This window comes from Delftia tsuruhatensis NBRC 16741 (genome assembly GCF_001571325.1).
In the GTDB taxonomy this organism is placed as follows: Bacteria; Pseudomonadota; Gammaproteobacteria; order Burkholderiales; family Burkholderiaceae_C; genus Comamonas; species Comamonas tsuruhatensis.
Map to the genome: position 1 here is coordinate 266,690 of NZ_BCTO01000019.1, position 13,299 is coordinate 279,988.

Consider the following 13,299-nt stretch of genomic DNA (forward strand, 5'->3'; position numbering starts at 1 on the left):
CGCGCGCGGCCCTGGTGAAAGCCGACGAGAATATCCGCCATGGATATCAACAACATCAAGGGCCGCCTGGACTTCCTGCGCGAGGCGGAAAAGCTCAAGAGCGTGCTGCGCAGCGCCCACACCTCCACCGGCCGCACCGAAAGCACGGCCGAGCACAGCTGGCGCCTGTGCCTGATGGCCATCGCCTTCGAGGACCAGTTCGCACAGCTGGACATGCTCAAGCTGCTCAAGCTTTGCGTGATACACGACCTGGGCGAGGCCATCCACGGCGACATCCCCGCCGTGGAAAAGAACCAGCACCCCGACAAGAGCGCGCAGGAAAAGGCCGACCTGCTGCACCTGACCCGCTCGCTGCAGCCCGGGCACCGCGACGCCATCATGGCCCTGTGGCAGGAGTACGAAGACGCCGCCACGCCCGAGGCCCGCGCCGTCAAGGCCCTGGACAAGCTGGAGACCATCCTGCAGCACAACCAGGGGATCAATCCGCAGGATTTCGACTACGGCTTCAACCTGGGCTACGGCAGGAAGTACACGGGCGCCGATCCTCTGTTCGCCCAGGTGCGCAGCCTGCTCGACGAGGACACGCGCCAGAAAATGGGCGCCGCCGCGCAGGACGCCAGCGCGACCTAGCTGCGCCAGCGCCCCTGTGGCCGCGTCAGCGGCCCGCGCCGACCCGCTGGCGCCGCCCCAGCCCCATCCATCCGATGGCTGCGGCCAGCAGGCTCAGGACCGCAAGGGCTGTGTGCTGCAGCGTCGGCACGGGGGTCACCTGGCCACCGCCGGGGAAAGCCGCCACCGTATTGATGGACGCGGAAGCCATGCACGGCACCGTTCCCACGACCTGCCCTGCTTGCATGCACTGCACCGCCGGGTCCCCGGCATCCACGGTGGCCACATTGGTAATGGTTGCGGGCGCCGGGTTGGACACGCTGGCCATCACGGTGAACACCAGCGAGTCTCCTGCCGCGAACACGGGCACCGTGACCGCCAGCGATCCGGAGCCTGACGCCACGGGACATGGCGTGCTGGCGCCGGGCGTACAGGTCCAGGTGGCGCGCTCCAGGCCGGCAGGCAGGCTGTCGGCAATCTGCGCCTGGGTGGCGGCCACGGTCCCCGTATTCCTGACGGTGATGGTGTAGCGCACCTCCTGCCCCGCCTGCACCTGGCCTGCGGGCGAGATGCTGTGGGTCAACGACAGGGCAGGATGCACGGCCTCCCTGTGCCAGGACATGACGTTCTGGTTTTGCACGGGCGCCCCGGTCCACGCAACGGACACGCCGTTGTCGGGCATCTCATAGGTCCCCAGACAGGTGTCGCTCTCACCCGAATGGCTGACCTGCTGGGATGTTTCCGAGAACAGGGAAGCGCACATCGCGTTGTTCACGGCCGCCACCTGTTCCGTGGCCATTTCAAACCGGCTCAGCATATCCACATCATTGGGAGATCCACCCGGGCCAACGCCATTGATGGAGCGGTGCGGATTGTTTCCCGTCAGCCAGCGTTGAAGGTGGATTCTGTTTCTCACGATATTGGACCCACTGTCCGTGGAAACCCTGAATATGAATGCGCGCACATCCGGGTCGGCACTGCTGTAGGTGGTCAATCCGTCCGAGAAACTATAGGAAGTGACCAGCGCCCTTATTTCGCTCTCGTCCAGGTCGGGCTGCAAGGGTGCGGTCGTTTCAAACCAGCCGGCCAGGCGGGCGGTCCTCGGAAAATCCTGGCATGAGCCGTGAGGCCCCAGGGGACAAGCCGTGCGATCCTGGAAATCCGAGTAGGAGGTTCTCATCTCCCCGAAGTAACGCGTCACTTGCGCGCTGGCGGGTGGGCAGGCCGAGATTGCTGCACCGGCCATCAAGGCAGCCATGAGGGCGTGATTTTTCATAGAACTCCCAGTGATAGATAGATTTGCGCTATCAAGGTATCACTGGTATTGAACTTTAAAAATCACCAATCCCAAAAATTCACCATTCAATGACAAATATTTGCAATACCGCCATTGGAATGGAACTCCAAGTTGCCATCCTGCCTACTTTTCAACGGAGAGCGCCAATGAATGCGGAACTTCATAACAACCGATCTGCCGTCCAATATCCATTTTGATTGGATCGCACAATACCCCATTTGAATCAAATCTATTGTGACAAAAGTTTCAAACAGTAAATAACAATAAGGAATGGGGGTAGATCCGACCCTGGAACGCCGAGGACGGCTCCCTCACCGATCCAAAGGCAGCGCCAGCGTCTCCTTGACCTCTTCCATCACCACATAGCTGTGCGACTCGGCCGGCACGGGCAGTTTCTTGAGGATGTCGCCCAGCAGGCGGCGGTACTCGCGCATGCCGCCCAGGCGGGCCTTGACCAGGTAGTCGAAGCTGCCCGAGACCAGGAAGCACTCCAGCACGTCGGGCACGTGCAGCAGTTCCTGGCGCACCTTGTCGAAGACCTCGCCCGATTTGGACGACAGCTTGATCTCCACGAACACCAGCAGCGTCTTGCCCAGCGCCTCGGGCGACAGATGGGCGTGGTAGCCGGTGATCACGCCATCACGCTCCAGGCGGCGCACGCGCTCCGAGCAGGGCGTGGCCGAGAGGCTGACCTGCTCGGCCAGCTCGGTCATGGAGATGCGGCCGTCGCGCTGCAGGATGTCGAGGATCTTGCGGTCGGTGCGGTCGAGTACGCGGTTTTCACTTCTGGCGGCCATGGCGGTGCTTCCCGAGGATGATCAATCACTGGAGAGTATCAATATTTCAGTGGTTTCCACTGCCTCATCGTCAATAGACTTTGATTTCATCTTGTTGACTTGGCGGTGAATCCCATGAAAGTCCTTGTTCTTGGCGGCGGCGTCATCGGCGTGACCAGTGCGTACTACCTGGCGCGGGCCGGTGCCGAGGTCACGGTGCTGGACCGGCAGGATGCGCCCGCGTCCGAAACCAGCTTTGCCAACGCGGGCCAGGTCTCGCCCGGCTACTCCACGCCCTGGGCGGCGCCCGGCATTCCGCTCAAGGCCCTGAAGTGGATGCTGCAGGAACACGCGCCGCTGGCCGTGCGCCTGGACGGCAGCCTGTTCCAGCTGCGCTGGATGGCGCAGATGCTGCGCAACTGCTCTGCCCAGCGCTACGCCGTCAACAAGGAACGCATGATGCGCGTGGCCGAGTACAGCCGCAGCTGCCTGCAGCAGCTGCGCGCCGACACCGGCATCGCCTACGAGCAGCGCACGGGCGGAACGCTGCAGCTGTTCCGCACCCAGGCCCAGCTGGACGCCGTGGAGCGCGATGTGGCCGTGCTGCGCGAATGCGCCGTGCCCTACGAACTGCTGGACCGCGACCAGCTGGCCCAGGTGGAGCCCGCCCTGGCCCAGGCGCGCGACCGGCTGACCGGCGGCCTGCGCCTGCCCAAGGACGAGACCGGCGACTGCCACCGCTTCACCAATGAATTGGCCCGCATCGCCACCGGCCTGGGCGTGGAGTTGCGCTTCAACCAGAACGTGGATGGCTTGGTGGTCGAAGGCGGCCGCATTGCCGGCGTGCGCGTCAATGGCGAACTGCTGACCGCCGACCGCTATGTGATGGCCTTCGGCAGCTACTCGCGCCAGGCGCTGGAGCCGCTGGGGCTGGACCTGCCCGTCTACCCCGTCAAGGGCTATTCGCTCACCGTGCCGCTGGGCAACCCGGCGCTGGCGCCGCAGTCCACCGTGCTGGACGAGACCTACAAGATTGCCGTCACCCGTTTTGACGACCGCATCCGCGTGGGCGGCATGGCCGAGCTGGGCGGCTTCGACCTGCGCCTGGACCCGCGCCGCCGCGCCACGCTGGAGCTGGTGGTCAACGACCTGTTCCCGGGCGGCGATGTGGCGCGCGCCAGCTTCTGGACCGGGCTGCGGCCCATGACGCCGGACGGCACGCCCATCATCGGCGCCACGCGCTACTCCAACCTGTTCCTGAACACCGGCCACGGCACGCTGGGCTGGACCATGGCCTGCGGCTCGGGCCGGCTGATCGCCGACCTGATCACCGGCCGCAGCCCAGAGATCAGCACCGACGGCCTGGCGCTGGACCGCTACACGCACCGGCCGGCCCGGCATCTGGGGGGCAGCTCCACGCCCGTCTCTGCCTGAGCGCAAGACACCTTGAACATCTGAAGCCAGCCCGCACCGGCCCTGCTTTACGGGCCGCTACCCCAGCGTCAGGTCCCGCAGCGCGGACATCAGCGGCGACCAATGGGCCTTGGGGTGGCTGATGAGAAGCCAGCTGCGGCGCGTGCGCAGCTCGGGGATGGGCAGGGACTGCAGGCGCTCGGGATTGCTGCGCAGCACATGGCTGGGCACGTAGCACAGCAGGTCGGTCTGGCCCACGATGTCGATGGTGGCCTCGGTGTTGTGCTGGATCTCCAGGGCCACGGTGGGCGCGCCCAGGCCCTGGGCCGCGAAGGCCTCGTCCACCACCTTGCGCACGGCGGCGCCCGGTGCCGGCAAGGCCCAGGAGTAGCCCTGCAAATGCCCGAACCTCAGGCCCTGCTCCAGCGCCAGCTGGAACAGCGGGTGGCGCGGCCGTGCGGCGGCCCATAGCTCGTCCTCGCCGATGACCACCTGGGCGCAGCGCGTGGCATGGCCCGGGTAGGACGGCACCACGGCCAGGTCCAGGCTGCCGTCGAGCAGCGCGCGCTCCAGGTCATCGGACTTGCCCACGGTCAGCCGCACGCGCAGGCCGGGGCGGCGGCGCAGCAGCTCGGCCACGGCCCGGGTGGCGCGGCTTTCCGAGGTGGCCTGCGTGAAGCCCAGGCGGATCAGGCCCACATGCTGGGCCTGGATGTCGCTGGCGGCGCGCATCGTCTCCTCATGCCGCAAGACCAGTTGACGCGCGGGCTCCATGAACAGCTGGCCGCTGCTGGTCAGAGCCACGCCATGCGTTCCGCGCGTGAACAGGGCCGCTCCCACGCCCTGCTCCACGCGGCGCACGATCTTGGAGACGGCCGGCTGGGTCAGTTGCAGGGCAGCGGCCGCACGCCCGAAATGGCCATGCTCGGCCACGGCCAGAAAGCAGGCCAGCTCGTTATAGGCAAATCCCGTCATGCCATTCCTTGTCAACGAAGAAAAACGAGAAAGCTTGCTACCTTGCCGAGCAAAGCCATTCCAGATGTGCATCGATTTTCGCTGGTTTGGTTATCACCAAGACAGGGCTTGTGGCTAGAGTTTTGGCATGGAAACTTTTTGAGCCACATCATGAACCCACCAAACATCGTGCTCATCGTCGCGGACAACCTGGGCTGGGGCGAGCTGGGCTGCTACGGCGGCGGTGCGCTGCGCGGCGCGCCCACTCCGCGCATCGACCAGTTGGCCTCCGAGGGACTGCTGCTGCAGAACTTCAACGTGGAAAGCGACTGCGTGCCCACGCGCTCGGCCCTGATGACGGGGCGCCACCCCATCCGCACGGGTGCCCTGCAATCGGTGCCGGCCGGGCTGCCCCAGGGCCTGACGCGCGGCGAGACCACGCTGGCGCAGCTGCTGTCCGCCCAGGGATATGCCACGGCGCATTTCGGCAAATGGCATCTGGGGGACATTCCGGGCCGTTATCCCTCGGACCGGGGTTTCGATGAGTGGTACGGCATTCCGCGCACCACGGACGAAAGCCAGTTCACCGCGACCACGGGCTACGACCCCCTGGTGGCGCCCCTGCCCCACATCATGGAAGGCCGCGCGGGCGCGCTCTCGGACGATGTCAAGGTCTATGACCTGGAATCGCGGCGCAACATCGATGCCGAGCTGGTGGAGCGCTCGCTGGACTTCATGCGCCGCAACCACGCCCGGGACCGCCGCTTCTTTCTGTACCTTCCCCTGGTGCACCTGCACTTTCCCACGCTGCCGCATGCGGATTTCGCGGGCCGCACCGGCCAGGGCGACTTTGCCGACTCCATGGTGGAGATGGACCACCGCGTGGGCCAGATCTCGGACGAGATCGACCGGCTCGGCCTGCGCGAGGACACGCTGTTCATCTTCTGCAGCGACAACGGCCCCGAGTTCCGCCAGCCCTACCGCGGCACGGCCGGCCCCTGGCGCGGCATCTACCACACGGCCATGGAGGGCAGCCTGCGCGTGCCCTTCATCGCACGCTGGCCGGGCCGCATCCAGGCCGGGCGCACCAGCAACGAAATCATGCACGTGACCGACATCTTCTCCACCCTGGCGGCGGTGGCGGGCGCCGCCGTGCCACAGGACCGGCCCATCGACGGCCTGGACCAGACGGCCTTCCTGCTGGGCGAGCCCCGGTCCGCGCGCGAGGGCTTTCTCTTCTACATCAAGGGCCAGTTGCGGGCCGCGAAGTGGCGCGACTGGAAGCTGCATTTCTACTGGGAGCCCGAGGTCAACGAGAGCAAGGGCAAGCTGGAGTCACCCTACCTGTTCAACATCGTGCGCGATCCCAAGGAGGAGCATGACGTGCTGATCTTCAACACCTGGGTGCTCAACCCCATGCTGACCATGGTCCAGCGCTTCAACGAAAGCTGCAAGGCACACCCCAACACCGCGCCCGGCGCCCCCGACCAATGACCTGCGCACCCCTACCCGCCCCGCAGGCCAGCGGCCGCCTGCCGACCACCCGCCGCCATGCACTGCGCCCCCTGGCCGCCGCAGCCCTGCTGGCCCTTGCACTGCCCACAACCCGCGCGGCCGAGCCGGCGGCGCACGCGCCGCAGGGCAAGCCCATCACCTGGATCGTGGGCTTTGCGCCCGGCGGCAGCCTGGACGTGCTGACCCGCCATGTGGCCCGGCAACTGGAGGCCAGGGCCGGTGTCAGCGTGGTGGTGGAAAACCGTCCGGGCGCCTCGGGCGCGATCAGCCTGCAGGCGGCGGCCAAGGCACCTGCCGATGGCCTGACCCTGGTCTCCGTGCCCGGACCGCAGCTATCCGGCCCGCGCCAGCCCGAGGTGGGCCGCGAGCTGACCGCCGTGGCCGTGATGGCCCGGGGCGCCATGGTGCTGGTGGGCCCGGCCCCGGGTGCGGCCGGCAGCCTGGGCGAACTGGTAGCCGCCATGAAAGCCAAACCTGGCCAATGGAGCTACGCCAGTTCGGGCACGGGCACCTCCCAGCATCTGGCCGGCGAACTGCTCAACGCCCTGGCGGCCACCAGCATGGTGCATGTGCCGTACAAGGGCGGCGGCCAGGCCGTGACCGATGTGGTGGGCGGGCAGATCCCCCTGGCCATGCTGGGCGTGACGCCCGTGCTGCCGCACATCCAGTCGGGCCGGCTGAAGGCCTATGCCGTGACCAGCGCCACGCGCATAGACAGCCTGCCTGATGTACCGACCATGCGCGAGGCCGGCGTGCCCGGCTACGAGGCCACCCAGTGGTATGCCGTGGCCGTGCCCTCCGGCACGCCCCCCGAGCGGCTGGCCCAGCTCAATCAGTGGATCAACCAGGCCATACAGTCGCCCGAGCTGCGCCCCACGCTGCAGGCCGCCGGGGCCGTGGCCACGCCCATGTCCCTGCCCGAAATCCAGCGCTTCATGTCGCAGGACAACGCCAAGTGGAAGAAGCTGGCTGCAGACCGGCGCCTGGCGCTGGACTGACCCCACAGCGCCGGGCCGCGCCAGGCCGGGCCACGCCGGGCCTGGCCGCCAGCCCCTTTCAATGCGCCGAGAACCCCAGCAGGTACTCGTAGCTGAGGCTGGTGGTGCGCGCATCGCCTGCCACGGGCAGGCGCACGATGGCCAGCAGCTGGTTCATGCCGGCACGCGGTGTGACGGTCACCAGGCCGTCGGCATCGGTTGCCAGTGGCGGACCGCTTTCTCCCAGCGACACGCGCACGCCGGCCCGGGGCTGGCCGTTCAGCAGCACCTGGAATTGCTGGGGCTCGCCCGCGTGGGGCGAGCGGCGGGTCCTGGCGATGATCTCCAGGGTCTGGCCCAGCTTCTCGCGGGTGACCGGGCCCCATTCGAGGATGGTCTTGTGGAACTTGAGCGCATGCACACCGCTGGTGGCGCCGGGGTTCTCGGTCATGGGCTTTTCAATCATCGGCCCCTCGCCCACGCGGCTGAAAAATCCGTTGTCGAAATGCGCGGACAGCAGCGCGGCCTTGCGCGCCGGCGTGGCGCGGGCGCCGCCGGGCACGGGCTGCACGGCCACGTCGATGCGGCGGCCGCGCGTGTCGTAGGCCTCAACACTCTTGAGCTTGCCGGCCGCAAAGTTCTCCAGCTTGCCCTCATGGCCGCCGAATTGCACGGTGTAGGCGCCGTCGGCGTCGGGCTCCAGCCAGACGTTGTGGGCCTGGGCCAGCGGTGCGCAGGCCAGCAGCGCAGCGAACGCTGCGGCGGCGAAGGGATGGCGGGCTGTCATGTACCTGTTTCTCATTTGGGGTTTCCTCAAAACTGCGTCTGCACGCCGACCTTGAGCGTGCGCGGCGCGCCGGGCGCGAACAGCGGCACACCGCGGATGACCGAGGCCGACGTGGCATAGGCCTTGTCCCCCAGGTTGGATACCACGGCGTAGATGCGGCTGCGCGCCGAAGGCAGGCGCCAGCTCAGGCCCAGGTCCCAGGTGGCGTAGCCGCCATAGAAGACGCTGTTGTCGGCGGTGACGGCATAGCGGCCCACGCGGCGCCAGGTGAGCGAGCCTTCCCACTGCGCCAGCGGGCGCCAGGCCAGGCCCACGGTGGCCGTCTGCCGGGGCACGCCGGCCACCTGGTTGCCGACCAGGGCCGGGTTGCCGTTCTCGGTCACGCGCGAATGGGCGCTGCCCCAGGCCACTTGCAAGTCCAGGTTCTTGCGCACGGCCCACAGCGCGCTGGCCTCCACGCCCGTGCGGCGCGTTGCGCCGAAGTTCTCATAGACGCCGGGTGCCACGCTGCGGATCTCGCCCGAGGACTGCAGGCGATAGGCGGCCACATCCAGCACCAGGCCCGGCATGGGCTTGATCTGCGCGCCCACTTCAGTCTGGCGGAAGATGTTGGGATCGAGCTGCGCGGCGCCCAGCGCGTACTTGGCGAAATCGCTGGCCAGCGCAAATCCTTCGGACCAGCTGGCGCGCAGCAGCACACCCGGCGCCACCTGCGAGCGCAGGCCCAGCTTGGGGCTGGCATGCGAGGTGCGCGCCAGCGGGCCGCAGGGGTCGCTGCCCGCCTCAGGGCCGTTGGGACGGCAGCCGCCCGTGAAGCGATCCCAGCGCAGGCCGGCGGACAGCTGCAGCAGTCGGTGAACGGGCGCATCCACCTCGGCAAAGGCCGAGAGGGTGTTGAGCCTGGAATTGCGGTCATCCAGGGCAGCGCCCGTGCGCTCGCGCCACTGCAGGCCGTCGTAGAACTGGTAGTCGGTGGACTCGCGCACGGCCTCCAGACCCGCCACCCAGTTGATCGGGGTCAGCGCCGTGGCATGGCGGCCATTGAGGCTGGTGCCTGCGCCATAGACGGCGCGGTCATAGCTTTCCTCGCGCTGGCGCCACTGCAGTGCGTCGATGGGCCGGCTGAACCAGCGCGTGAAGCTTTGCTGCGTGGTGTAGGCATAGCCCAGCCAGGTCAGCCGTGGCGAGAGCGCGTACTGCACATCGGCGCGCAGCGTGGCGAAGTTCTTGCGCGTGCCATCGTTCATGGCGCGCGGATCGATGCCACGCGGATCGCGTGCGAACTGCCCCGCCGTCAGGTACGAAGGCGAGTCGCCCTCGCCGTGGTGCAGCCGTGCCGACAGCGCCACCTCCAGCTGCGACGAGAGCCGCTTGCTCCAGCGCAGGGATGCCGTGCTGCGCTGCATTTGCGACTGCGCGCGGAAACCGTCCGTGCGGTAGTGCTGGGCCGCCAGGTTCAGGAACTCGCCATCGCCCGGCTTCAGCCCCAGCGCCGCCTGAGCGTCCAGCGTGCCGTGCGAGGCCAGGCTCACGTCGGCCTCGCGGTAGGGGGTGTAGTCGCCCTGCTTGCGCGTCTCTATCGCCATCAGCCCTGCGCGGTTGAAGTTGCCGTACAGCGCCGACACCGGCCCCTTGTAGATGCTGATGCGCTCCATCTCCAGCGGCACGATGACGCCCAGGTCCACATAGCCGTCGGCATGCGACATGGCCTCGTTCAGTGGAATGCCGTCCAGCACCACGCCCACGTCGCCGCCGTGCCCGCCACCGCCGAAGCCGCGCATGACGATGGCGTCACCCACGCCGGACAGCTGGTAGTTCTGCACATTCATGCCCGGCACCTGGCGCAGCAGCTCCTGCGGATGGCTGACATGGGCGTTGGCGATGTCCTCGGCCTCGATCACGCTGGTGGTGTAGGCGGCCGAGGCGCCGCGTGCGGTCTGGCCCTTGACCTCGACAGCCTGCAGGCTGGCCGTGGCGTCGCCCGCCTGCTGTGCACCGACATGGGGAATGCAACCCAGGCCCAGCAGGCCAGCTGCTGCAATCTGGTGCACGGCAAGGCGCCGGGAAGGGGAATTCAGGGGATGTGTCATGCGTTTCCAGGAGTTGTATGAAGAAAAAAGCAAACTTCATACCGACCTGCATGACAGGGCCTGCGCAAGGCGCCCAGCCCCGGGCTGGCTCAATCGTCGTGCGAATGCGGATGGTGGTGCGCGTGATCGTGCCCGCCAGGCTCTGCCCTGCGCACCATCACCACGTTGAGCTGGCCGTGGTGCACGCCGCGCTCGGCCGTGATGGTGTCGGCAAAGCGCCGCACGGCGCTGGCCGGGCCGCGCAGCATGACGGTTTCAATGCATTGCTCGTGGTCCAGGTGCACGTGCGTGGTGGCCATGTGCAGCTCATGGTGGTCGTGCTGCAGGCTGGCCAGGCGCTCGGACAGATCGCGCTCGTGGTGGTTGTAGACATAGGACAGGTTGGCCACGCACAGGCCGTCGGCGTCCTCGCGCTCGCGCACCTGGGCCAGGTGGGCACGCAGCACGTCGCGTATGGCTTCGGAGCGGTTGTCGTAGCCGCGCGCGGCGATCCAGCCGTCGAAATCACGGGCCAGGTCGTCGTCGATGGAGATGGTGAAGCGTTCCATGGGCAGCACAAGTGAAGGGAAACAGGAAGATGGCGGCAACAGCGGGGCAGGCGCAAAAGACAGGCATCACGCCGGATCTGCCGGCCATTGTCCGGCCATCCAGGCCCTTGCCCCACATCCCTCACATGCCCCCCATGCAACAGCCGCGCCAATCACTGTCGGTACGGACTGGCAATAGCGACAAACCACCACGGTCATGCTTTGTTCACATTCGCGCCATATCCGGTTACGCTGATCGAGGATGCGCGGTGCGCACCGTCGATCGCTGAAAGGGGCGCGGCATGCAGTATTCATTCGATCAGCTTCTGGACATGCTGCTGTCCCTGCTGGAGGCTGCGCCCGCCTGTTCTTCTCGCGACCAGGCCTTCGAACAGCTGCGCACGCTGTGGCTGCAGACCCACACCTATTTCGCGGCGCCCGAGTCCGAGCTGCGTCGCATCGCCGGCCGCCGGCTGGTCGAACCCCATGGCTGGAAGGACCTGGACAAGGACCCCTGCTACCTGGACCACGATCCCGGCAACGGCAGCGCCCTGCGCATCTACCTGCATCGCGATGGTGGCATGGTGATACAGCGCCTGCAGGGCGACGGCCGGCAGATCCTGTTCTCGCGCCTGGGCATGCAGCTGCAGCCTGCCAGCTGAGCCCGCGCCCGGCCAACCCATCCCACGCTCAGGCGTAGGCCAGGATGTCGGCCAGCGGCCTGCGCGCCTTCTGCGGGCGTGGCGTGCCTGCCGCGTGGCCCACGGCGACCAGCATCACGGGCAGTTCGTGGGCCTGCAGGCCAAAGCCCGCCGCCAGCGCCTGGGCGTCGAACCCCACCATGGGGCAGCTGGCCAGCCCCAGGCCCTGGGAGGACAGCATCAGCGTCATGGCCGCCAGCGAGGCCGAGCGCACGGCCTCGTCGCGCTGCAACTGCAGGTTGTCCGCATGCGCGGCATGGGCCTGCGCCACCCAGCCATCGGCCGTGCGCTGGCTCATCACGCCGCTGTCCACGCTGGGCTGCAAGAACTCCGCCAGCCGCGCATGGGCGGCCAGCGTGCCGCAGACGATGAAGACGGCAGAGGCGTCCTCCACCTTCTGCTGCCCATAGGCGGCGGCCTTCAGCCGCGCCTTGGCCTCGGGTGTGCGCACGGCAATGAAGCGCCAGTTCTGCAGGTTGTAGGCCGACGGGGACAGCGAGGCCTGGGCCACCAGCGCGGCCAGCGTCTCATCGGCCAGCGGGCGGCCCGGCTCGAAACGGTCTGCGGAAATGCGTGAAGCGATGGCCTGCCCGATGGGCATGGAGGAAAGTTCGGAAGAAGTCATGTGAAACGCTCGGTGGGCAAAAAGAGGACCCCGATGCCAGAAACTCAGGCGCCGCGCGAAGCAGACCACTGCACCACCAGCACGCTGGCCAGCACCACCAGCAGGCCCAGGAAGGACATGCCCGTCATGGACTGCGACAGCAGCGCCCAGCCCAGGACCACGGCCGTGAGCGGGCTCAACAAGCCCAATGACGACACGGCCACCGAAGGCAGGCGCCCGATGCCGCGAAACCACAGCACATAGGCCAGCAGCGCGCCGGCAAGACACAGGTAGGCATAGGCGCCCAGCTGGGTGAGAGACAGCGCGGGCAGCGGCGCATCCGCCCACCAGGCCAGCGGCAGCAGCATCAGCCCGCCAAACAGCAGTTGCCAGCCCGTCAGCGCCAGCACCGGCAAGTCCACGCGCCAGCGCCGCGTCAGCCACGTGCCGGCCGCCATGCACACCGCGCCGGCCAGCGCCGCCGCCATGCCCACGGGCTCGAACACCGTCTGCGGCGACAGCAGCAGCACTGCCATGCCCGCAATGCCCGCCACGGCGGCCCACAGCGTCAGCCGAGCGGGGGAGCGCCCGTCCACCCCCCAGGCCAGGGCCATCACCAGCAGCGGCTGCACGGCGCCCAGCACGGCTGCCAGCCCGCCCGGCAGACGGTAGGCCGCCACGAACAGCAGCGCCTGGAACACGCCGATGTTCAGCGCGCCCAGCACCGCCAGCCGCCACCAGCCCGAACCCGCTGGCAGCCGCCGCGTGAACAGCACCAGCAGCAACCCGGCCGGCAGCACGCGGATCAGCGCGGCCGTGAACGGCCGGTCCGGCGGCAGCAGTTCGGAAGTGACGATGTAGGTGGAGCCCCAGATGGCGGGCGCCAGCGCGGTCAGCAGGATGTCGCGCCATGACATGGCAGCGCTGGCTGCAGCAGGAGCCGTGGAGGCACAGGACGATGAGGAGGAGGACATGGATTTATCTTCAATTCAAGACAAACCCATTATGCACGATTTATCTTAAAATCAAGACAAATGACCCACCCCCCC

Annotated in this window: 13 protein-coding genes; 5 read left to right on the plus strand and 8 right to left on the minus strand. The window is 67.6% G+C overall.

Annotated features, from left to right (window positions below; genetic code table 11):
- The first annotated feature begins 39 nt into the window (after positions 1-39).
- A complete protein-coding gene (locus DTS01S_RS09165) occupies positions 40-630 on the plus strand; it encodes an HD domain-containing protein (protein ID WP_016448132.1) in 591 nt (196 codons plus the stop codon).
- Positions 631-655: 25 nt separating this feature from the next.
- Here the strand turns inward: DTS01S_RS09165 and DTS01S_RS31145 are convergent, their stop codons facing one another.
- Together DTS01S_RS31145 and DTS01S_RS09175 are read right to left on the minus strand one after the other, a co-directional pair.
- On the minus strand, positions 656-1,426 hold the full coding sequence (locus DTS01S_RS31145) for a DUF11 domain-containing protein (protein ID WP_017407394.1): 771 nt from the start codon (positions 1,424-1,426) through the stop codon (positions 656-658).
- A 791-nt stretch (positions 1,427-2,217) separates the two neighbouring features.
- On the minus strand, positions 2,218-2,703 hold the full coding sequence (locus DTS01S_RS09175) for a winged helix-turn-helix transcriptional regulator (protein ID WP_017407393.1): 486 nt from the start codon (positions 2,701-2,703) through the stop codon (positions 2,218-2,220).
- Positions 2,704-2,817: 114 nt separating this feature from the next.
- Between DTS01S_RS09175 and DTS01S_RS09180 the strand changes: the two genes are divergently transcribed.
- Positions 2,818-4,116, plus strand: a complete 1,299-nt coding sequence (locus tag DTS01S_RS09180; RefSeq protein WP_016448135.1) for a D-amino acid dehydrogenase — start codon at positions 2,818-2,820, stop codon at positions 4,114-4,116.
- Positions 4,117-4,173: 57 nt separating this feature from the next.
- On the opposite strand, the gene DTS01S_RS09185 is transcribed toward DTS01S_RS09180, so the two are convergent.
- Complete coding sequence (locus DTS01S_RS09185; protein WP_013802902.1) at positions 4,174-5,070, minus strand: LysR family transcriptional regulator; 897 nt, start codon at positions 5,068-5,070, stop codon at positions 4,174-4,176.
- 150 nt (positions 5,071-5,220) lie between these two features.
- Here DTS01S_RS09185 and DTS01S_RS09190 point away from each other — a divergent pair, with 150 nt between their 5' ends.
- Together DTS01S_RS09190 and DTS01S_RS09195 are read left to right on the plus strand one after the other, a co-directional pair.
- Positions 5,221-6,543, plus strand: coding sequence for an arylsulfatase (locus DTS01S_RS09190; protein ID WP_061287628.1), 1,323 nt, complete (start codon positions 5,221-5,223; stop codon positions 6,541-6,543).
- The gene (locus DTS01S_RS09195; RefSeq protein WP_017407389.1) at positions 6,540-7,562 is read left to right on the plus strand and encodes a tripartite tricarboxylate transporter substrate binding protein; all 1,023 of its coding nucleotides are present in this window, start codon (positions 6,540-6,542) and stop codon (positions 7,560-7,562) included. The genes DTS01S_RS09190 and DTS01S_RS09195 overlap by 4 nt, the downstream gene beginning before the upstream one ends.
- 58 nt (positions 7,563-7,620) lie before the next feature.
- Here the strand turns inward: DTS01S_RS09195 and DTS01S_RS09200 are convergent, their stop codons facing one another.
- The 3 genes from DTS01S_RS09200 to nikR form a co-directional block, all read right to left on the minus strand.
- Positions 7,621-8,328, minus strand: a complete 708-nt coding sequence (locus DTS01S_RS09200; RefSeq protein WP_061287617.1) for a DUF4198 domain-containing protein — start codon at positions 8,326-8,328, stop codon at positions 7,621-7,623.
- A 26-nt stretch (positions 8,329-8,354) separates the two neighbouring features.
- Positions 8,355-10,418 (minus strand): TonB-dependent receptor, encoded by a 2,064-nt coding sequence (locus tag DTS01S_RS09205; protein WP_061287618.1) that lies wholly within the window; start codon positions 10,416-10,418, stop codon positions 8,355-8,357.
- A gap of 89 nt (positions 10,419-10,507) precedes the next feature.
- Complete coding sequence (gene nikR / locus DTS01S_RS09210) at positions 10,508-10,966, minus strand: nickel-responsive transcriptional regulator NikR (protein WP_016448139.1); 459 nt, start codon at positions 10,964-10,966, stop codon at positions 10,508-10,510.
- 281 nt (positions 10,967-11,247) lie between these two features.
- Here nikR and DTS01S_RS09215 point away from each other — a divergent pair, with 281 nt between their 5' ends.
- Positions 11,248-11,607: a hypothetical protein gene (locus DTS01S_RS09215; protein ID WP_016448140.1), complete on the plus strand. Its 360-nt coding sequence runs from the start codon at positions 11,248-11,250 to the stop codon at positions 11,605-11,607.
- Positions 11,608-11,635: 28 nt separating this feature from the next.
- Here DTS01S_RS09215 and DTS01S_RS09220 read toward each other — a convergent pair whose 3' ends face one another.
- Together DTS01S_RS09220 and DTS01S_RS09225 are read right to left on the minus strand one after the other, a co-directional pair.
- Complete coding sequence (locus DTS01S_RS09220) at positions 11,636-12,271, minus strand: nitroreductase family protein (RefSeq protein ID WP_061287619.1); 636 nt, start codon at positions 12,269-12,271, stop codon at positions 11,636-11,638.
- 44 nt (positions 12,272-12,315) lie between these two features.
- The gene (locus DTS01S_RS09225) at positions 12,316-13,167 is read right to left on the minus strand and encodes an EamA family transporter (RefSeq protein ID WP_061287620.1); all 852 of its coding nucleotides are present in this window, start codon (positions 13,165-13,167) and stop codon (positions 12,316-12,318) included.
- Between the last annotated feature and the right edge of the window lie 132 nt (positions 13,168-13,299).